The sequence below is a fragment of the Evansella sp. AB-rgal1 genome (assembly GCF_041820985.1).
Lineage (GTDB): Bacteria > Bacillota > Bacilli > Bacillales > Salisediminibacteriaceae > Evansella.
Map to the genome: position 1 here is coordinate 58407 of NZ_JBGUAU010000001.1, position 21902 is coordinate 80308.

Annotated in this window: 20 protein-coding genes; 11 read left to right on the forward strand and 9 right to left on the reverse strand. The window is 35.5% G+C overall.

Annotation, left to right across the window (positions count from 1 at the left end; translation table 11 throughout):
• Positions 1–27: 27 nt before the first annotated feature.
• The 4 genes from ACERII_RS00330 to ACERII_RS00345 form a co-directional block, all read right to left on the reverse strand.
• A complete protein-coding gene (locus ACERII_RS00330) occupies positions 28–3087 on the reverse strand; it encodes an efflux RND transporter permease subunit (RefSeq protein ID WP_373639392.1) in 3060 nt (1019 codons plus the stop codon).
• A gap of 455 nt (positions 3088–3542) precedes the next feature.
• On the reverse strand, positions 3543–4277 hold the full coding sequence (locus ACERII_RS00335) for a hypothetical protein (protein ID WP_373639393.1): 735 nt from the start codon (positions 4275–4277) through the stop codon (positions 3543–3545).
• Positions 4277–4999 (reverse strand): hypothetical protein, encoded by a 723-nt coding sequence (locus tag ACERII_RS00340; RefSeq protein ID WP_373639394.1) that lies wholly within the window; start codon positions 4997–4999, stop codon positions 4277–4279. The genes ACERII_RS00335 and ACERII_RS00340 overlap by 1 nt, the downstream gene beginning before the upstream one ends.
• Before the next feature lie 103 nt (positions 5000–5102).
• Positions 5103–5714 carry a hypothetical protein gene (locus tag ACERII_RS00345; protein WP_373639395.1) on the reverse strand — a complete coding sequence of 204 codons (612 nt, stop codon included), beginning with the start codon at positions 5712–5714 and terminating at the stop codon, positions 5103–5105.
• A gap of 177 nt (positions 5715–5891) precedes the next feature.
• On the opposite strand from ACERII_RS00345, the gene ACERII_RS00350 reads away from it, so the two are divergent.
• Positions 5892–6764: an SDR family oxidoreductase gene (locus ACERII_RS00350; protein WP_373639396.1), complete on the forward strand. Its 873-nt coding sequence runs from the start codon at positions 5892–5894 to the stop codon at positions 6762–6764.
• 118 nt (positions 6765–6882) lie between these two features.
• The gene (locus ACERII_RS00355) at positions 6883–7047 is read left to right on the forward strand and encodes a DinB family protein (RefSeq protein WP_373639397.1); all 165 of its coding nucleotides are present in this window, start codon (positions 6883–6885) and stop codon (positions 7045–7047) included.
• Positions 7048–7241: 194 nt separating this feature from the next.
• On the opposite strand, the gene ACERII_RS00360 is transcribed toward ACERII_RS00355, so the two are convergent.
• Entirely contained in the window at positions 7242–8111 is an 870-nt protein-coding gene (locus ACERII_RS00360; RefSeq protein WP_373639659.1) for a GNAT family N-acetyltransferase, read from the reverse strand.
• Between the two features lie 203 nt (positions 8112–8314).
• Here ACERII_RS00360 and ACERII_RS00365 point away from each other — a divergent pair, with 203 nt between their 5' ends.
• The 3 genes from ACERII_RS00365 (at position 8315) to ACERII_RS00375 (ending at position 9759) form a co-directional block, all read left to right on the forward strand.
• On the forward strand, positions 8315–8506 hold the full coding sequence (locus ACERII_RS00365) for an alpha/beta-type small acid-soluble spore protein (RefSeq protein WP_373639398.1): 192 nt from the start codon (positions 8315–8317) through the stop codon (positions 8504–8506).
• Between the two features lie 287 nt (positions 8507–8793).
• Entirely contained in the window at positions 8794–8985 is a 192-nt protein-coding gene (locus ACERII_RS00370) for an alpha/beta-type small acid-soluble spore protein (RefSeq protein WP_373639398.1), read from the forward strand.
• Between the two features lie 582 nt (positions 8986–9567).
• Positions 9568–9759 (forward strand): alpha/beta-type small acid-soluble spore protein, encoded by a 192-nt coding sequence (locus ACERII_RS00375; protein ID WP_373639399.1) that lies wholly within the window; start codon positions 9568–9570, stop codon positions 9757–9759.
• Positions 9760–9996: 237 nt separating this feature from the next.
• Here the strand turns inward: ACERII_RS00375 and ACERII_RS00380 are convergent, their stop codons facing one another.
• A complete protein-coding gene (locus ACERII_RS00380) occupies positions 9997–10974 on the reverse strand; it encodes a S66 family peptidase (RefSeq protein ID WP_373639400.1) in 978 nt (325 codons plus the stop codon).
• A 291-nt stretch (positions 10975–11265) separates the two neighbouring features.
• Here ACERII_RS00380 and ACERII_RS00385 point away from each other — a divergent pair, with 291 nt between their 5' ends.
• The gene (locus ACERII_RS00385; protein WP_373639401.1) at positions 11266–11391 is read left to right on the forward strand and encodes a YjcZ family sporulation protein; all 126 of its coding nucleotides are present in this window, start codon (positions 11266–11268) and stop codon (positions 11389–11391) included.
• Positions 11392–12262: 871 nt separating this feature from the next.
• On the opposite strand, the gene trhO is transcribed toward ACERII_RS00385, so the two are convergent.
• Positions 12263–13219 carry an oxygen-dependent tRNA uridine(34) hydroxylase TrhO gene (trhO, locus tag ACERII_RS00390; RefSeq protein WP_373639402.1) on the reverse strand — a complete coding sequence of 319 codons (957 nt, stop codon included), beginning with the start codon at positions 13217–13219 and terminating at the stop codon, positions 12263–12265.
• A 250-nt stretch (positions 13220–13469) separates the two neighbouring features.
• On the opposite strand from trhO, the gene ACERII_RS00395 reads away from it, so the two are divergent.
• The 3 genes from ACERII_RS00395 (at position 13470) to ACERII_RS00405 (ending at position 15800) form a co-directional block, all read left to right on the forward strand.
• A complete protein-coding gene (locus ACERII_RS00395; protein ID WP_373639403.1) occupies positions 13470–14006 on the forward strand; it encodes a sigma-70 family RNA polymerase sigma factor in 537 nt (178 codons plus the stop codon).
• The gene (locus ACERII_RS00400) at positions 13982–15289 is read left to right on the forward strand and encodes a DUF4179 domain-containing protein (protein ID WP_373639405.1); all 1308 of its coding nucleotides are present in this window, start codon (positions 13982–13984) and stop codon (positions 15287–15289) included. Before ACERII_RS00395 ends, ACERII_RS00400 begins: the two co-directional genes overlap by 25 nt.
• Positions 15290–15620: 331 nt before the next feature.
• Positions 15621–15800, forward strand: a complete 180-nt coding sequence (locus ACERII_RS00405; RefSeq protein ID WP_373639406.1) for a hypothetical protein — start codon at positions 15621–15623, stop codon at positions 15798–15800.
• A 69-nt stretch (positions 15801–15869) separates the two neighbouring features.
• Here the strand turns inward: ACERII_RS00405 and ACERII_RS00410 are convergent, their stop codons facing one another.
• Positions 15870–17621 carry a methyl-accepting chemotaxis protein gene (locus ACERII_RS00410; protein WP_373639407.1) on the reverse strand — a complete coding sequence of 584 codons (1752 nt, stop codon included), beginning with the start codon at positions 17619–17621 and terminating at the stop codon, positions 15870–15872.
• Between the two features lie 258 nt (positions 17622–17879).
• Positions 17880–19763, reverse strand: coding sequence for a molecular chaperone HtpG (gene htpG / locus ACERII_RS00415; RefSeq protein WP_373639409.1), 1884 nt, complete (start codon positions 19761–19763; stop codon positions 17880–17882).
• A gap of 253 nt (positions 19764–20016) precedes the next feature.
• Here htpG and ACERII_RS00420 point away from each other — a divergent pair, with 253 nt between their 5' ends.
• Both ACERII_RS00420 and ACERII_RS00425 read left to right on the forward strand, forming a co-directional pair.
• Positions 20017–20727: a nucleotidyltransferase domain-containing protein gene (locus tag ACERII_RS00420; RefSeq protein ID WP_373639410.1), complete on the forward strand. Its 711-nt coding sequence runs from the start codon at positions 20017–20019 to the stop codon at positions 20725–20727.
• 60 nt (positions 20728–20787) lie between these two features.
• Complete coding sequence (locus ACERII_RS00425; RefSeq protein WP_373639411.1) at positions 20788–21699, forward strand: VanW family protein; 912 nt, start codon at positions 20788–20790, stop codon at positions 21697–21699.
• Positions 21700–21902: the final 203 nt, after the last annotated feature.

Sequence of the window (21902 nt, forward strand, 5' to 3'; positions counted from 1 at the left end):
ACACCTTCTTGCTTATTATTTTTAATATTAACTCGTTACCTTTTCTTTTTTCATATATTGTACAAAAACGATATAGAGCATTGGAATGATAAGTAGAGTTAATATTGTTGAGAACAAGATACCCGAAATAATGGTAACAGCAAGCGGTGCAAATAATGCGTCTCCTGATGCTGCAATTGGAATTAAGGCAACAATAGAAGTGATGGCAGTTAAAACTATGGGACGCAATCTCGCTCTTCCTGATTCTACAACCGACTCCGTTACTGCCATTCCTTTTTGTCTTCCTTTTTCCATAAAGTCAATCAAGACGATAGAATTTCGAACAACAATTCCAGTTAATGATACCATTCCCATTACAGCTAAAAAGCTAATTGGTGTTTGCGTCACAAATAATCCAAGAATGGCTCCGGCAATAGCTAAATAGACTGCTACCAACACTAAGAAAGGCATAGATAATGAATTAAATTGAAACGCTATTAGTACGTATACCAGCAGAATTACGATAATAAATAGTACGATTATCTCTGCGAAGAAATTTTCCTGATCGGTATTTTCTCCACCTAACAGGATTGAATATTCACCATTAGTAAAGGTCTCCCTTTCTTCTTCTACTATTTCCGTTACTTTTGATTTAAAATCTTCTACGTCTCCTGGAAATGCACGAAGGACAATGGACCGTTCTCCGTTCAGGTGAGGAATCCTCTGCAATTCCTCCGCTTCCTCCATAGATACTAACTCATTCAGAGGTACCATGAGAGGTGGCCCTTGCTGTGGAATTACGATCTCAATTTCTTGTAAGTCCAGTGGGTTACCTTCAACTACCTCATCAACTACGATACGGGAATCAATACTTTTCGTGCCATCATCAAAAGTACGGAATGGTATTCCATCTGTTATAAGCCGGATTTGTTCACTTATCTGATTGATGGTTACCCCATTTTCTTCTAAACTCTCTCGTATAGGAACATAAACATAGGTTGGTTCAGGACTCCCAATATTATCAAGAACTAACTCTGCACCTATTCCCATCATTTTTGTTTGTAGGTTATCACGTACTGCGAGCAGTTCCTCTAAAGCTGGACCTGTAATAGTTACCGTAACGGGCGCTCCACTCGGAGGACCTTGTTCAATTGTTTCTAGAAAAATAACTGCATCGGTAAATTCTTCTCTTAAAGGTCCTGTCCAATGCTCAATGAATCCTTGTGCCGTTTGGTTTTTACGATCGACTCTTACGACAATTTGACCTGTATAATCACCAGATATATCAAGAGAACTATTAAATAAGTTCGGTAACCCAGTTCCTGCAAAAATACTTGTCTCCTTTACGCCTTCATCTCCGGAAAGAAATTCTGTTATGTTTTCCAACGTTTCATACGTATCTTCTAATGTTGTTCCAATTGGAAGTGTTACATCAATCGTCACTTCTTCTCTGTCAGCTGCTGGAAAAAATTCAAAAGGAGTTAATGCAGCTAAACCTAATGTAGCCGTTGTTAGTATCAGACCAATTACGGAAATAAGCAATGGACGTCTACTAGCTTTCTTTAATAGTTTGTCAGCATAGATGTTAGAAAGTAAATCTAACGGTTTTCCTAACAATCCTGGTGATGATTTCTCCGATTTGACGTTACGTTTTCCAATGGAAAAGCGTAATATTGGCACAAGAATTAATGCAACAATCGTAGATGCTAATATTGTAGTAATTAACACGGTAGGCAAAGCTCTAATAAACGCACCATTTCCACCACTCAAGAAAACAAGAGGTAAGAAGGTAAAAACAATGGCAAGGGTTGATGTAACAATTGATACCCAGATCTCCCTTACTCCATCTACAACCCCCTTCATTCGAGTGGCTCCCATTCTAAAATGACGTTCGATATTGTCATTCACAACAATAGAGTCGTCTACAAGAATACCAAGTGCAATGATTATTCCAATAATAGATATTTGATTTAAATCCACTCCTGCAAGAGGAAGGGGGATTAATCCCATCAGTACAGAAGTAGGAACTGCTAATGCTACAGCAATAGCTCCAGAAATTGTTAACCCCAATGATGCTGTGAGTATTACTGCCCCAACAGCAATTGCTAACGATAAAAATAGCCCCTTAAAAATTTCTGTTACAAGACTTGCTTGTGAATAGTATGGAACAATTTCAACAGTGTCAGGTAATGCATGGGAAAGCTCCATTACCTTTTCTTCGACTCTTGTATCCACTGTAGGAATGTCTTCCCCAGCTTTAACGAATGCTGTGAAGGAAATAGAAGGTTTACCTTCGATTGTTATAATATCTTCTGTTTTTTTCGGTTGAAGGGAAACTGTTCCGACATCTTTTATATATATTGGCTTTCCATCAGAGTCTTGACGTAAGAAAATATTTTCCACATCAGTAATATCACGATAATTATCAACCTTTAGTTGAACTATTTCTTCATTTACCGTATGTTTTCCAAGAGGCGTAGGTTGGAACTCTTCTTCAATTGCGGAAATCACATCAGGAATGGCGATTCGTGCTTCTCCTAATAACTGTGAATCAAATGATAATAATAGCTCGGAACTTGATACACCTTTTACAGTTACCCTTTCGACACCTGTAAGCTTTTCCACCTCATTTTTCCAACGAGTCATTTCATCATGAAGGTGATGAAGCTCCGATCGTTCCTCACTTACTAGATGATAAGAAACAATAGGGGTACTGCCAGATACTTCATTTACATTAGGCGACTGAACATTATCTGGGAAACTAGCAGATGCCTCAGCAACAGCCTGCCTAATATCTGATAAAACCTGATTTTTGTTTTCCCCTTCTTCTATCGTTATCACAATGTTCGAAATACCTGCAGCAGATGAGGAAGTTATCTCTTCTATCCCATCAACAGATGATAAGCTAGACTCAATGGGATTCGTAATATCTCTCTCCACATCAGCTACCGTCGCACCAGGATACACTGTTGTTACGGTTCCTATATTAAATGATATTTCAGGAATTTCTCGTTGAGGTAAAGTAGAAAAAGTATAAACACCAACAATCACAAACATAAAAAATATAATAAAGAATACTTTAGAACGTTGTACTATCCACGTGAGCATTTGGACTCCTCCGGTTTCATTTTGGCTTATATGGTTTTAGGTTGTTTTCGTTTAAACAACAATTTGTTAGAAAACAGCCTGTGGTTCAAGGTTCTCTTCAGTGAAAAAACAAGAGTTACTTTAAAAAAGATAGTAGTTGAGTACTACTCATCATTTTCACATATAGCCAAATTATCCGTCAACAAATTGAGCTCGAAGGGAGGAATTTCTTTGAGGGGATTGTTTTGATTTATTGTATCTGTTAGTTTGAGTTTATTCATATTAAAAAAATAAATAGTAAACATAATTTCTGTTTACTACTAATTTTGCACTTACATGCCTGCTTCTCCATCCTCATTTTTGTCCTTATGAGCTCTCCATAAGGACATTTTCAACTGCTTCTACCATTTTTGTCCTTATGAACACTAACTAACTTCGTATATTCTGTATAATCCGAACATCTCTTATAAAGCTCTTCATTCTATCTCATATTCCGAAATACTCATCAAAAAATCTAAATGAATATTACCAAACCCATGTCCTGTTCTTCCATTCTCCGATGATGGGAAATGTACATTTCCACTCTTGTCATACGGAATCCAACCGAACTGGACATTTGAATGGTGATGGAAGTTATCAAAAAATATTGAATCAGATTGGTTTTCTCCCTCTACCTCAAGGTAATTCTCTAAAAAAACGATCCATTCATCAGGCAGTGTAAACATACCATATGTTTGATCCGCACCATTTAATGGAACTCTCGTTTCGAACTGTACCTTCGGAGTGTATCTATGCACATTATAAATAACATTATAAGACCTTTGATTCGTCAAATAGACTGCAAATTCATCCACTTCATCACCTGATTCAATATTCCATACCACTACAAACGTGGTTGGATCTTTAGGATTTATTTTCCATATCCGTGGAGTTTGCATTACATCGATTGCACCCAATTCCCAATTTCTATTTTTCCAAATCCAATAGCTGCTTCCAGGACGATCATTCGTTAGGAAAGGAACATAAACATGAGTATCCTCTATTATAATCGTTTCCTGAATCTCTGCATTCGGGAAATAGCTGTTAATTGTTTCTAATACGACATCATCACTCAAAAATTCATTAGGCTTTGAAAAAAAATAAAAGTATATACCTCCTGAAAAGACAAGAACGGCAGCACATAATACAATTAACAAACGTTTTTTCTTCATTATTCACTGCCACCTTTCAACAACGATTCAGTTGTTCGGAAATATCTTTGCTTTTCTGATGAATCTACTAATATCCCTTTTCCATCTCGCTCAATGTAAATCATTGTAGATAGACCGCTACCCCATTTTGGTTTCGTACCAATTAAATGATATGGAAACTTTTCTTCCCTTTCATGAGGCTCCACTTGAAACGTTATATCAGTATACCAGTCTATACTTTCTACTTGTTCCTCGTGATACGAGGACAGTGCCTGGCTTACATTCTCCTTATCCAAAACCACTTCTTCTCCAGAAGGATGAGTCTTTAGTAACCCAGCATTCTCCGCATTTGAAATATATATGGATGGATCGTCTTTTGGAAAAACAAGGTGATGAAGAAACACAGATAGAATGGCAGTTACAATAAAAAGAAAATTTGCCACAAATCCAAGCCAAGCAAATGATCGATACTTATCCCAAGCCCCGTTTCTACTATGAGCATACCAATACAAGACCCAAACTCCCAAAGGTAAAATAGGGATCTCCACTAGCGCACCTAACATAGTAAAATTAAATGAAAATGTAAATAAACCAACAAACGTAGCTACAACTGCTTTCCATACTTTTGGTTTTCGTTCTAGTTTTTGATAGAAATAATAGATAAAATAAATGATTAGTGCCCACGAAAAAATATCCACTACGATTTCAACTATGTTCGTTGAATATTCAAAAGAAAATTCCATTGGTTTTCCCCCAATTTTGTAAAAAAAACTTATGGAAATGCAGCCATAGTAGTAACGATTGAACCGAAAATTCCGTTTGATCTTTTTTCAATGGTTCAAACGTTTACTGATGTGCTACTTTGCTGTTATTCACCTCATATACACCATTGTTGTTTAAGACGGAGATAATTTTATCAATTTCTTTCCTATCCTGAACGTAAATGGATTTTGTTTTCCGATTCCCGTGTAGCTTTATCTCCGTGTAACTAGGAGAGTCATCAAACATCCCATATGCTTCATCTCCTATTTTTATAGAAGATGTCGTATAGCCTTTTATATTCTCCCACTTAAATAATCTCTCCTCAATATAGACTCCAATAGGTAAAATGACAAAACAAGGAACTTTTGAAGTAAACTTTGTCATTAGTGGTAGATGAATAAAAATTAAAGCAGAATGCCAGGAATAACGCTCAAAATATATTGTTATAAAGATAACTGCAATAATCAAAATGGTAACAGTAAATACCGTCCATTTTTTCACTTTCCAGCTTCTCGTTTGGAAGGAAAGCTCCTCTACCGGAGCCATTACAGTTCTCACTGTTTTTCCATCGATCGTACATCTAGGATACAATGGATTTTTCGCTTGAAGAATAAAATTCCTAGATTTAAAATAATCAATCAACATCCAACTCAAACTAATTATCATTAAGGAATAAATTACTATCTCAACAACCACTTTTCACGCCCCTTCGCCTGCAATTGACAGTAGTTACAATTATAAAAGATCATAAATGTAACGAATTAAAATTTTTTCATAATATTATAAGTACGATTTACTACAAAAAAAGTTTCTATTCTTTTATAGTTAGACATTCTATAATAAATTGTAAAGAAGGCAGGAGGAAAAACGGAAATGAAAAAGAAAATAATGCTCGTAACAGGTGCTAATTCAGGTATTGGACAAGCTACTGCACTAGAGTTTGCGAAACAAAATGCTCATGTTGTAATGCTTTGTAGAAACGAGGAGAAAGGAAGAATAGCCCAACAACAAATCATCGAGGAAAGTGGAAACAATAACATCGATTTACATATTTGTGATTTTAGTAACCTGGATGATGTTCGTAAGTTTGCTTCTATATTTAATAAGACATACGATCACTTACATGTTTTAGTAAACAATGCGGCAGTTATAACAACAAAACGTCAAGAAACGAAAGATGGGTACGAACTTCAATTTGGTGTAAATCACCTAGCCCCATTTTTACTAACTAATTTACTTCTAGACAAGATGAAAGAGAGTGTACCAGCAAGAATCATTAATGTTTCTTCAGGAGCATATAAAGTGGGAAACATTGCATTCGATGACTTACAATCACAAAAGAAATATAAAACGTTTAAAGTATATGGTCAATCGAAATTAGCGAATATTCTTTTTACCTATGAACTCGCCCGTCGTCTCGAGGGTTCGGGAGTTACCGTAAATTGCCTACACCCAGGTGCAGTTTCCACCAATTTAGGAGTTGATCGAAAGACAGGCTTTGGGAAAACCATTGTGCGAATGTTAAAACCATTTTTTCAAACTCCAACAGAAGGGGCTCGTACTTCTATCTACTTAGCAACATCAGATGAAGTGAAGGGCATCTCAGGAAAATACTTCGTCCATCAGAAAGAAGAGACAACGCATAAAAAAACACATAACAAAGAAATCGCAGCTAAGCTTTGGGTAGTAAGTGAAAAGTTAGTTGGACTAGATAATAATAGAACCAAACAGGAAAATTCCTTATAGAAGTTGAGACTGAAATCAAAAACATTATTTGATGTATAATGAAGGTCAAACAATTTAGGAATTTTTTCTATAGATTTTAATATACAACAAGCTATGACATTTTGGAGAGGTGAGTAATTTGAATAAAACTTGGATTCACTCTAATAACATGGTCGATTACATTTCTCGATTAAAAGAACTTCCTGAAGATATTTTATGCCAACCTATAAAAGAAGGAAAATGGTCGATCATACAAATTGTTGGACATCTGTATTATTGGGATAAATTCAATCTTGAAAAATGATACCTAATATGGTTGAAGGTGCCGATTTACCAAAATTCCCAGATCATGATCAACATAATGAGGAAGCCATGTCTTACATGAAAGAATAGTACAATAGTATAAATTGTCCTTGTTTTTTGCTAAGAAAAGCTAATTTGAAAGCGGGATACAAAAGTAACGTTCATCTTGAACAATACTTTTGTATCGTTTTTTAATCACTTTAACTTACAGTAATTCACCTTATCAATTCCATATAACATCCAAGGTGACGGCAACTCAAAGTTATGATTCTTTGGAAGTAATTGTACTTCTTCCTTCGTTAAGTCCATCCAAATGTATGTATCAGCACCAGTTTGTTCCTTTAACTCATGATAATCATTGGATATCGTTTCCCACAAACCACTTTGTGATGTGATATCACTCCAGGGATATACAGCATGTAAATAATGATTCTTTTTTTGATCATATTTTGTGATTAGAACTCGATTTTGAGTAGCATTTTCATAAAAAGACCACTTTTGAACCTCTTCGTCCTTAAATAAATCTTTTGTGGCGGGAAAAGAGTAATACACTTCATATGGAAAAATAGCTGTTCTTCTTATATAAACTTCCTTTAGCCACTGTTTTTTCCTCTCATGAGATGTAATACGATTCCATGGTTTCGCTTTTGATTCAAGTGATGAAAGATCCTTTGTCACTGCCCCATGTAACGTTGCTAGAGGAGTAAGCTCCAATTTTTCCACTACTCTCCTTGCTGGTTTATTTTCTTCCTGTGTATTAGCACCTACCCACTTAATTCCATTCACCTGAAATGCTTCATTTATAATGTGTGCAATAAGTTTTGTTGCATAATTGTTCCCTCTGAATCTGCGATCACTACGTAAGCGTCCAAGCATAGCATAACGTTCCTCAAAGATGGAGTAACCACCCATGCTTATCATTTGATTGTCTAAAAAAAGTCCATAAAGACGATGGTTACCGGAAGTAAGCCTATGGAATATCCGCTCGACATAATCATTTTCAATACCTGTTTGCATCGCTTCTAATTGAGGATAGTCATCACTGTTTAGAATCTTATACTTCATATTCACATTTCTCACTTCCTTATCTTAATTCTATTGCACTTAAAAATAGCTATCGTTAAACTTATTCTAACATCAGTTCCTTATATATATCTGGATCTTACATTAATCAATAGACATTTCCATAAATAGGCACAGCAATGACTACATACTTTCATCACTCTGCACGCACAATATAGTCATACAATTGAAAGGAGGAATTACCAATGGCAAACAATAATCAACTTTTAGTACCTGGAGTAGAGCAAGCTCTAGATCAAATGAAGTATGAGATTGCACAGGAATTCGGAGTTCAATTGGGTGCGGACGCAACTGCGCGCGCAAATGGTTCAGTAGGTGGAGAAATTACGAAACGTTTAGTATCTATGGCCGAGCAACAATTTGGCGGTACTCGCTAATTATATTTCAACTCCACATCTCCAGTAAAAAAAACAATATAACCATGGCTAAAGGAGCATGAGATTTTTTCTCATGCTCCTTATTAAATTCACCGCAAAAACACCGAATTTATTTTTCCCGCATCATAAACGTAGCTTATATATATTTCTATTAAGATCATGTTTATGCACTAATCTAAAAGGACTACATTTTCCAAAAAAAGGTGACAACATTTCTTTATAAAAACTACATATATTTTCTCTTAACTCACAAAATAAGAGCATACAATTGAAAGGAGGAATTACCAATGGCAAACAATAATCAACTTTTAGTACCTGGAGTAGAGCAAGCTCTAGATCAAATGAAGTATGAAATTGCACAGGAATTCGGAGTTCAATTGGGTGCGGACGCAACTGCGCGCGCAAATGGTTCAGTAGGTGGAGAAATTACGAAGCGTTTAGTATCTATGGCTGAGCAACAATTTGGCGGTACTCGCTAATTATATTTCAACTCCACATCTCCTGTAAAAAAACAATATAACCATGGCTAAAAGGAGCATGAGATTTCTCTCGTGCTCCTTATTTATTTTTATGTCTGAAAATACGCATTATCAATAGCGTGTAATTAATCTAGTATTTCTAACTTTGTTGGTTTGTATTCCATTCGCTTCAACCTGCTCCCGTTCCTGTGGGGAGTTGCCGAGACACCTTCACGATTCACAACTACATCGCTATTGCGTCTCGCCTATACTCTGCTTCCCACTGGCCCCCCCCTGGCTTGCGCTCATTCCATAGAAAAATGAATGGCACTTAAAATACTTCATAATGTATTTTCATCCAGCATGGTGCAAATTTTTACTTACATGGAATCTACTGAGAATACGTGGGTTCACGGTAGCTAAATTTATTATAGTATTACTCACTTTGGTGGGCTGCTATTGCACTCACTGCAACTCACTCGCATTACCTAGGGTAGTTGCTTTAGTTTCCCATAAATAGGCAAAAAAAAAATTATAAATACATACATATATTTTCTCCCAGCTCACACAATAAGAGCGTACAATTGAAAGGAGGAATTACCAATGGCAAACAATAATCAACTTTTAGTACCTGGAGTACAACAAGCTCTAGATCAAATGAAGTATGAGATTGCACAGGAATTCGGAGTTCAATTGGGTGCGGACGCAACTGCGCGCGCAAATGGTTCAGTAGGTGGAGAAATTACGAAGCGTTTAGTACAACAAGCCGAGCAACAATTTGGCGGTACTCGCTAATAATCTTACTCCATACACCACAATGAAATAAGGAATGGCTTGGGGGATGAGTCCAAACTCATCCCTCTTTTACTCTATAGAAAATCATGTGCAATTGTGCATGTTTATACGTTTCTCTATGTTAATTCCTTTGTTTCCCTTAATTGATTAATAAGTAAAATAGTAATGAAAGTACAAGTAAAAATACGCTACTGTATCAAAGTGTTTTTCTTCATGTTTTCGCTCTTCTACTTGACCTTAATGATGAACAATTATTATTTTAACTTGTTCATCTTTTGCCTGTATTTTTACATGTCCACCAATCGGAAATGTAAAAATTGGTGTCGTATGACCAAAATCAGCATGATAAATAACAGGTATAGAAGACAATTCTTTTTTTGAATGTACAATTTTCCTTATTGTCTCTTCTGATATATTGGACCCCTTTTGAAACCTACCAATAACAATACCACGAACAGCTTCAAAATCAGGCAAATGAAGAACTGATTGCAAGTCTCGGTCGAACGTTAAAGCATTACTCTCATAATCATCTTCAATGAATAAGACACTATTCTTTAATGAGGGCATAAACTCTGTACCTTGGAGTAAATTAAGTGTACATAGGTTTCCTCCAATCAACGTTCCCTCCCCACTACCTTCACAAATAACGGAGTAACCTGAGTTTTTTATAAAATGTCGATCAGTTTGGTTCATATACCACTTGTCATCACTCCAATAAGAAGCTGGAACTATGTTAATTGGTTCCTCATCGATCATACACTTTTTGAAAAAATCTAGAGTATAATTCGCCCCTTTTTCCATACCGAATGTGGAAAAATGTGGTCCTGAATATGTAATTAGTCCTGTTTTCCTATAGATTGCATTGGATAATGCGGTAATGTCTGAATATCCACAAAATATTTTCGGATTGTTTTTTATTAATTCATAATTAATGTATTTTAAAAGTTGATTGCTATTGTAACCACCAAGTGTTGTGAGGATCGCTTTAACATTCTTGTCAGCAAAAGCTTCATGCAAATCGTCCATCCTCGATTCAATCGTTGATGAACTTCCTTCATCTATTTCCTCTGCATTTTTAGAAAAACGAACGTTTAGCCCTAAATCCTTTAAACGTTTTACAGCCAGTTTCCGAACAGATTCATCCACAATAGCTAAGCTTGTTGCAGGAGAAATAACTCTAACCTCATCTCCAGCTTTTAGTTTGTTAGGAATCATTGTTTCACACCTTCCATGCCATTTTTCTACTTAACAACTTCAAGAGTGCCGAATCAAAAAACTCCCTAGACAAGATATTCGTCTTGAGAACGAGAGTTTTGTACCCAAGATACATTGTTTTTGTTAACGGTTGGAAGTGAACATCTAAATCGAAGTGCATACTCACTTTCCGATTAAAAAAGTCAAACCATAAACAGACACCCATTTTTACGCCCATACTAGGTTAGTAACTACACAAAATCAAAGATCCATCATATGATGTAGTATCCTTCGTGGGAAGGTGGTGATCTCATGTACGGTTATGGATATGGTTATGGTTGTGGAGCACCATCAACAGGCGGTTTTGCAGGTGGTTTCGCATTAGTGTTAGTGCTGTTTATTCTTCTTGTAATTATTGGTGCAGCTATTATTGCCTAATAAAGGAAAATAACAGCATATTCTTGTAAACATCGGCTAGACATCCTGATGAGAGCGTCTTACTCAGACGCTCTTTTGGTTTAGCCCTATAAAAAAAAGACGACACAGTTAATTGTTTACGGGTTTACTTCAGAGGAGCAAAACGTCAAATCACAGACGAATTCACACGATAAATCACACATCTTTCGCCACTAGATCCATAGTATATTTCGTATATTTCAATGGCACGAAGACTTCTTCGTGCTATTGTTTTCATATTTGCTTATTTCATTAACCACTTGTTGAAGTAAATGAGGTTTTCTTGGAAGTTTATTAGATAAACGTAACTTATCGCCAAGTCTATGTATTCCTATCCTTACCACTGAAATAAAATAAGCGGAGAATTTCCGCTTAAAATCAAAATTCACCTAATTTCTTGGAAAATAAGGGGAGTTTTTCCGCCTACGCAAAGGAAATCCCCCTTTTTTTAATAGATTTGAGTCAATAAGTGGAATTTCTCCGTTTATTCCGACTGTTTTCCGTGCTATTTATAAAATAAGCGAAAATTCTCCGTTTATTTATTCCATTGAGCATTTCTCCTCGTTTCTTTCACTACATTGCTTGAAAAATTTTATATATCCTTTCATTACTTAAATATAAATATCCAAATCCTTGCCTTTCACATTAAAATTCGCAGGGCAAATCACATCGAAATCACATGAAGGCTATATTTTTTTCCACCTATGTGAATAGGTTAGTGAATTACTTTGTGATTTCTTATGTGAAAGTTAAAGCGCATGTGATTTTGCTTGCGAATGGTTTGTTTGCACCTCTGAAGTAAACCCGTTAGTCAATTGTTTCTCGTCTTTTTACTAATTTATATTAGTTTTTCTTAATGTTTTTCTTTTATTTTATTTAATCTATTTTGAACCTCTTCTTCTGTTAATTCATGTTCCTCTATATAACGATTTCTAGGATGGACACGACAATCAGGTGAACAACCTCTCATATAAAAGTGTTCATTTTCTTCCGAAGTAAGAATTTGCTTGTTGCATTCTGGGTTGGCACAGTTTACATATCGTTCACATGGCTCTCCAGTAAAATAATCCTTGCCAACTATAACATGTTCTACTTGATTTATAGGAACGCTAATTCTTTCATCAAAGACATAACATTGACCATTCCATAGCTGGCCTTTTACTTCAGGGTCTTTGCCGTAAGTAACAATCCCACCATGAAGTTGTCCTACGTTTTCGAAGCCTTCCTCCTTTAACCATCCAGAAAACTTCTCACAACGAACTCCGCCTGTGCAATATGTTAGAATCTGCTTATCCTTAAATTTCTCTTTATTTTCACGAACCCATTCCGGTAGCTCACGGAATGAACGAATGTCGGGTCTAACAGCACCTTGAAAATGACCAAGGTCATATTCATAGTCATTTCTAGCATCAATGACTACTGTATCAGGGTGTTGCATTTTTTCGTAAAACTCTTTTGGACTCAAGTATTCTCCGGTTTGTTGTAAAGGATTAATATCATCTTCTAATCGAAGGGTGACCAATTCTTTCCGATAACGGACAAAGATCTTTTTAAATGCATGACTATCCGACTCGTCTTCTTTAAATACCATATCATGAAAACGAGGGTCATTACGCATGATCTCTTTGTATTTTTCCATTTGTTCTACAGTACCTGATACTGTACCATTAATTCCTTCATCTGCAACTAAAATACGTCCTTTAATACCGAGCTGTTTACAAAACTCTAAATGATCTTCTGCAAATTTTTCTGCATTCTCTATTGGTACATATTTATAGTATAAAAGAACTCGAAATTGTTTATCTGACATAATTCAAACCACCTTTTTAGACGATCCATTTATTATAACTTAGTTTAGCCAGTTATTTCTAACTTAAAATCTTAAAGTTATGTTTAAAAAGTATCTGATCACAGGCACACATGCGATAATGTGATATGTGATGAAAGATTAATTGATTTTAGAAAACAAAGCTTTCCCTTCTCATTTTTTAAAAATAATGAAACCTTACAAGGCCATAATGTATCTAACGAACAGGTCAGATGGAAAGGAGTAAATCCTATTGAATATAAGCAAAGAGGTTAAAAGAGCTCAGCGTGGAAAGGTTTCATCATTTGAAAAACTAGTAACAAGTCATCAACTAATTTTGTATCGTATTGCTAGAACAATTCTCTCACGTAATGAAGACTGTGCTGATGCAATTCAAGAGACCATTGTAAAAGCATTCGAAAAACTATCTTCTTTAAGGGAGCCACAGTATTTTAAGACATGGATTATTCGAATTTTAATGAATGAGTGTTATCAAATAGTTAGAAAGAGGAAAAACATTGTTCCTTTTGAAGACTGGAAAGAGACCTCCTCCCTAGAGAAAGGTTATGAATCCATAGAGGTAGAGGAGCTTCTAAGTGTATTACCTCATGAACAACAGGAACTAATCAAGTTATATCATATTGAAGATATATCTATTCAAGATTTATCATCTATTTATGAAGTACCAGAAAATACGGTTAAAACTCGATTACGAAGAGCTCGAGAGAAAATGCGTGAAATTTTAGAACAGGAGGATGAAGTCCAATGGAAAAATGGGAAGATAAAATAAAAAAGGAAGTTAATAAACTCCCTCCAAAAATAATTACAACTCATATTGAGGATACTCTACAACGATTACCAAGGAATAGACGTCTTTCTAAGCTCTCTTTAAGTGTAGCTGCCATATTGGTAGCTTTCACTACATCATTAGGAATGAGCTATATTTCACCAACAGCTGCCGATACTTTCAGGTCAATCCCTATAGTCGGGTCAGTATTTGAAACAGTCGGGAATATAGGATTAAAAAAGGGTAGTGAACAAGGGCTAACAATCGAATTAGGACAACAAATTGAGTTTGACAGACATAGAGTTACCTTTACAGAAAGCCTTTATGACGGATCTGAGATTCATATCGGTTATATTATTGAATCATTAGACCCTACAAACCCCAAACCGAATCAAAACTTGCTAAGAGATATTCGATTTGGAATAGACGGACAATATATAGACGGGGGTTGGGGGGCACGTGGTTTAGAGCTAGATAATGGAAACTATGCTGAAACGTTAAGCCTTCGTCCTATTGATGAAATTCCAGACAATTTCATTCTAGAAATATCTCCATGGGAAGGACGTTCATGGAAAGTTAACATACCTGTAGAACGTCAAGGTGACAGCGATTCTTTTCTTGTTAATATAACGAAGGAAACGAAAGATATAATATTACACTATGATATGATTACTTTTTTCCCAACAGCAACAGAAATTGCATTTCGAACTGTGGAGGACACTTCAAGGATAGAGAATATAGACAATTCACAATTTATACAATATTTAGTGGTAGATGATCAAGGACGCGTACTCCAACCATTCGGTGGTGGTGGTGGAGGTATTCAACGAGGAGATAAGGTCATTCAATCATTGAAATATACGTTTGAGCCGTTAGATACAATTCCAAACTCCCTGACAGTTAAGCCATATTTGGAATCAAGGGAAGAAGCCATTCAAGTTCAAAAGAAAAAATGGTCTGGAGAAGTGATTTCTCTTTCTCAGGGAGGTATTGGTGATATGACAGTACTTTCTGTTGAGGAAAATGACGGCGTCACTACCATTTCATACATTATCGATGGCGAAGATGCGTATAGTCAGTCATCTTCATTTCGCTTAGAGGACAGTAATGGCAATCACTATTATACAGACGATATGCCACCTGCTCGTGTAGAAGGTACAATTAACCAATATAAAGCTACCTTCTTGAAAGCTCCTCCTCTTGATGACCTATTTATTGCTGTATTTCAGAATGATATCCCGAATTTTATTGAGGAATTAGAGATAAAAATTGACTTACAAAAATAAGAAGAAGCCTGTTGCATACGTGCACAGGCTTCTTCTTATACAGACTTCCTGTAACTGCAAGTACTTCACATGGATATGTCATGATAGACTCTCGCTCTGTCCTTTTTGCTAAAACTTTATATGTTCCTTTACTATGTAATATTACTTAATAACCAATCATTCACCCTCATATACTGCAACGGGTTTTGAGTCAAAATATCTAGTTGTTAATCTATTTCTCTATGATTCTAGTATACTCGCCTTCCACTCTCTACCTATTTCTTCTTTGGACAAGCTCTTTCTTATGAGTTGATTAATTTGATATGTTATCAAGCGAAAAAGGAGTGATTCTATGTATCCATTCCATCATGGTGGTGGGCCTTGGCATCCAAGACCACCGAGGCATCCTTTTCCACCTCGCCACCCATGGCCTCCTCGGCGCCCATGGCCACCACACTATATTACTGGCCACCTGGATATCCTTGGTTCCCGTATCCTTGGTATCCTAGAAGACCGTGGTAAATACCAATAATAATTAAAATAGGGCACTGAAAAAGTTATAAGCGAGCTTTTTTCAGTGCCTCTATGCTATTTCCATCTCCTACAATGAAAACCTTCTTACAGATGATTGCAACTCCTCTGCCATTTCACTTAATGCTTCTGAGGATGCAGAAATTTCTTGCATCGATGCATTCTGTTCTTGGGCAGAAGCAGTAACATTTTTTGTGTAGTTCACAGAATTTTCCGTAATTTTTTCCATCTCATCCATCGTTATTAACATTGATTCTGCACTAGATGTTATTTGCTTTACAGCCGCTGAAACTTCCTGTACTTGTGAAGAAACACCATTTACTGCTTCATAAATACCTTGAAAGGATTTACCAGCATTATCAACAATCGTAATTCCTTCTTCTACAGAAATCTTCCCCTCGCTCATTGCTGTTGCTGATTCATTAATGTCATATTGAATTTCAGTAATAAGAGATCGAATTTGTTTTGCAGAATCTCGAGATTGTTCTGCTAAGTTACGGACTTCATTTGCAACAACCGAGAAACCTCTACCATGTTCTCCTGCTCGCGCCGCTTCAATTGCAGCATTTAATGCTAATAAATTCGTTTGATCTGCTACATTTGTAATTACACTAACGATTTTTCCAATTTCATTTGATTTATTGCTTAATTCATTTATAATTCTTCCTGTTATATTTGCTTTATCACTAATTACTTTCATTTGATTTACAGCTTTTGAAACTACTTCTATTCCTTGTTCTGAGGTTTCTTTCGACGTTAATGCAACATAATTTACCTGCTCTATGCTCGATGCTATTTGTACCATACCTGTAGATATTTCATTAGCAGACTCCCAAACATTTTTCACGCTATCCAGTTGCTTATCGGAGCTAATGGCAACCTCCTGAATTGAGTTAGAAATACTTTCTGTTGCACTGCTAGTCTCTTCCGCACTTGCTGTAAGTTCCTCTGACGAAGCCGCAACTTGTTCAGAAGTAATTGAGATTTGTTGAACTAATTCACGTAGGTTTTCCACCATTTTGTTCATATAAACACTTAGTTTGCCAAGTTCATCGTTTGAAGTGTCTTCTATTTTCGAAATATCTAAGTTGCCTTTACTTATGCTTGCTGCCATGGACATTATTTGTTTAATAGTGCTAATCATTCTGTTACTAATTATTACAAAAAGTGCTGTTCCAAGAACAAAAGCTATTATAAATACTATTGTAAAGATTGTCTTTGTACTAAATACAGCTCCTGATGCTTCCTCTCCAGCTTCTTGCATTTGAAGTAGCATTATTTCAGATAATTCCTGTGCCGCTGTAGCAGAAACATGAACCAGCGTGTTCATTTCTAACATAAGAAGTTCATTCATTGCAAAGCTACGTAACATATCATCTATATTTCGGTTCATACGATTATTATTATGTACAATTTGTTCGAATAAGACTTGCTGCTCTTCTGTAACCATTGTATTTTCAAATTCATTCAAGATATTCAATAGTGTTGTTTCATAAGTTTCATATTGCTCCTCATCAAACACCCCTAATCGGGCATAATCACTAATTGCAATGTACTTTCCACGAAAGATCGCAGTTATATCAGTAGCCATAACTGCTCTTGCCGATTGATTTTCTAGAAATCGAACCTCATCTTCTACCTTGTTCATTTGAAAGAAACTAATGATAAATCCAATGAAAAAAAGAGCTATAACAATGCTAAAAGTAACTAATAATTTTACACGTATCCCCACATTCATCCACGATGACATAGTTTTGTTAACTTGCTTATTCTTTAATAACTTCAACTTCAGTTGTGAAAAAAAAGACTTTACCTTCGACATTGTGCCACTCCATTCAGTAAATTCGATCCATATTTTCGTAGTATTAAAAATTCCTATTAATAAAAAAATTATACATGATAATATCTCAGAAATAGCACCAATTTCGAAATTCAAAGATAAGTCCTATAAATCAGGTTAATTTTCCCTATTTTAACGTAGTAATAAATTATTAAAGAATAACAAAATCACGAGTTAGGACATGAAAAACCACACAGTATTGGTAGCACTGTGTGGTTCTAAAATGGACTTTTTTATTATTTACACCATCACTTTACAAATATCATTTGTAAATTCCACTGGATCTTGGATTGGCAAGCCTTCGATTAGGAGTGCTTGGTTATATAGCAACCCTGTAAATAGTTTTACTTTGTCTTTATCAGACTCAAAGGATGTTCTTAATTTTTCAAACACCTCATGGTTCACGTTTATTTCTAATACTTTATCCGCTTTTACATTTTGGTTATCGGGCATTTGTTGCAGGATTTTTTCCATTTCAATTGTAACTTCCCCCTCTGTTGATAAACAGACAGGGTGAGACTTTAAGCGTTTCGATGCTCTTACATCCTTTACTTTGTCTCCTAGGATGTCTTTCATATAGTCGAAGAGCTCTTTGTTGTTACTTTCTTCTGTATCATTGTCTTCCTTTGATATTTCTTCCTCAATTCCCAGGTCACCACTGGAAACAGATTTGAATTCTTTTTCTTTGTATGTCATTAACATTTTAATTGCAAACTCATCAATATCTTCTGTAAAGTATAAGATTTCATAACCTTTTTCTGAAACCATCTCCGTTTGAGGGAGCTTATCAATTCGCTCATAACTATCTCCAGATGCATAATAGATATACTTTTGATCCTCTGGCATGTTTGAGACATACTCGTCCAACGTAACCATCTTCTTCTCTTTAGAAGAATAGAACATCAATAAATCCTGCAAGTCATTTTTATTACTACCAAAGTCACTGTACACACCATATTTCAGTTGCCGCCCGAATGACTTATAGAACTGTTCATAATTTTCTCTATCATTTTTCAATAGTGATTGAAGCTCACTTTTGATTTTATTCTTAATATTTTTGGCAATCTGCTTTAATTGACGGTCATGTTGCAGCATTTCACGAGAAATATTCAGGGATAGATCTTCGGAGTCTACCATACCCTTAACAAAACTGAAGTAATCTGGTAAAACATCAGCGCACTTGTCCATAATTAAAACACCACTAGAATATAACTCTAACCCCTTTTCAAATTCCTTTGAATAATAATCAAATGGAATATTTTCAGGAATATATAGAATAGCGTTATAGCGAAGCATCCCGTCGACGCTAATGTGAATATGCTTTAAAGGATTATCGAAACCGTATCGCTTTTCTTGATAAAAGTTAATATAGTCCTCATCAGTTAACTCACTCTTGTTTTTTCTCCAAATTGGCACCATGCTATTAATTGTTTGCTCTTCTTCATGGTCCTCTAATTCATTATCTGCGCTATCTTCTTTTGGCTTCTGTACCGTAACATCCATTTTAATAGGGTAGCGAATGAAATCAGAGTACTTCTTGATAATACTTTTCAGTTTATACTCTTCCAGATACTCATCAAAGTTCTCATCTTCAGTATTTTCTTTCAATGTTAATGTTATCACAGTACCAACTGAATCCTTTTGATGAGGTTCAATGGAATATCCATCTGTACCTTCTGACTCCCATTTGTATGCCTCACTACTACCTAATGCTCTACTCACAACCGTTACAACATCGGCCACCATAAATGCAGAATAAAAACCTACTCCAAATTGACCAATAATGTCATGACCTTCTTTTGATTCATTCTCATTTTTAAAAGCGAGGGAACCACTTTTTGCAATCACTCCAAGGTTGTTTTCTAGTTCCTCTTTTGTCATCCCGATTCCTGTATCTGTAAGTGTTAATGTTCTTGCTTCTTTATCTGCCGAGACTTTTATGTAATAACTATCCTTTTCAAAGGTTAATGAATCGTCTGTTAGCGCTTTGTAATAAATCTTATCAATTGCGTCACTTGCATTTGATATTAACTCCCTTAAGAAAATTTCTTTTTGTGTATAAATGGAGTTAATCATCATTTCTAATAGTCTTTTTGATTCTGCTTGAAATTCTTTCTTCTCCATATCAATTTCTCCTTTTCAATTATATTCCTTTTAACTGCTTATGTTCTTTTCTTTCTATTTTAGCACTCTACTTATCCGAGTGCTAACCCCATTATTTATTTATCATATCATTATTTTCGTGTCAAGATAGTACATCATTTAATTTGCTAAAAATCATTTCAAATAAACGGATATTGTACTACCTATTCGTTCATATAATTAGTGGTAATAAAATATTCTTATTCTTAGAAAAGTAAAGTGAGGTAAGACCACTTTGGGGAAACTTCAACCTTTAGAAGCCGCTAGTCAATTTATATTTTCTAATCATTCGACTTGTGATGGAGCTATTTTAGCAGGGAGTGTCGTTCGAGGGGAGGGAACACCAACATCTGATTTAGATATCGTTATTTTTGATTCAAGTCTTTTATTTCCGTTTAGAGAATCTATTATGTTTAAAGGATGGCCAATAGAAATCTTTGCTCATAACTTACACTCCTATAAGGAAATCTTTAAAGAAGACTTGGAATGCGCAATGCCTACACACCAAAAAATGGTAGCTGAAGGAATTGTATTAGTAGATCGTGGAATTGTAACTCCTATTAAAAAAGAAGCGCTTCAAATGTTACAAAATGGTCCAGAACCATGGTCAAAAGAGCAAATAGAATTAAAACGTTATTTCCTTACTGACGCATTAGATGATTTTATCGGTTCAGCAGATAGATCAGAGGCTATTTTTATCGCTAACACGCTAGCAACCTGGATTCATGAGTTTGTGCTTCGAACAAACGGTTGTTGGATTGGCGAATCAAAATGGCTCGTGCGTGCACTAAGAAATTATGATGAAACTTTTACAGAACAATTTGTAACTGCATTTGAAGATTTTTATCAAACTGGTAGAAAAGAGAAGATTATTGAATTAACTGACCTAATTTTGAATCCATATGGTGGCCGTTTGTTTCATGGCTTCTCCATGGGGAAAATTTAGTAAGACTTATCTACATGATAAACCGCCTCCTTACGAATACTTATAAAAGGAGGTTTTTTTATGCATAACTTATTTTTAGCGTTACTATTACTAATCGCACCTTTTTCTAAAACGAACGATAATTTATTACTCACTCATGAAGATAAAACACTTGCTACTGTCAATAGAGCTGCGTATTATTCTCCTATTTTTGGCGATTCCGTAATTGATATGACTACATTTCAAGGTTTAATGGAAAAAGTAAAACTAGAAGTTTACAATCCACCGCGAAATGCATTTATTAATGATTCTGGAGAAATTAAACCAGGCGAGGATGGTTATGCTTTAAACCAGTTAGCATTTAAAAAACAGTTTTATACATATTATTTCGGACGAGGCTCAGCAAAAATGAATGTACCTCTTATACCCATTCATCCAAAAGTTGATAGTGAATTACTAGCAGAAATACGCGTGAAACAAATAGGTAGTTATGTTACTTATTTCAATCAAAGAAATCATGAACGTTCACATAATATAAGTCTTGCTTCTGAAGCTATTAATAATGCTGTTGTTTTTCCAGGAGAGATTTTTTCTTTTAATGAAGTTGTTGGAGAAAGAACCCTCGAGAAAGGCTATTTACCTGCCCCAGTTATCGTGAAAGGAGAATTGTACGAAGGGATTGGTGGAGGAATATGTCAAGTGTCATCCACCTTATTTAATGCAGTAGATCGTGCTGGAGTTGAGATGATTCAGCGATATTCACATAGTCGAAGGGTGCCGTATGTTCCACCTGGAAGGGATGCTACCGTGAGTTGGTACGGGCCTGATTTTACTTTTAAAAACATTCATAACCAACCAATATTGATTAAGGCAAAGACAATAAAAGGACAAGTAGTAATCCATATTTTTTCTTCCGATGTCGTGAACTTTGAACCACGTAATGTACCTAACGCTCCTCAACGCCTACCTAAGGAGATTAAAATTAATTTATAGTAAACTTTCGTTGGAGAGAAAACTCAGACCATGGGAGGAGCGAATAACAACCTCAAGAACGTTTTGATTATGTTATGAAATGTTTAGACTATAAGTAAGAAAGAAACTGTGAGGTGAGATAACATGTCATTATTCTCAAAAATAAAACAACAATTTAAACCAAACGTTAAACAAGATCATGAGAATAGAAAAATACTCGAACA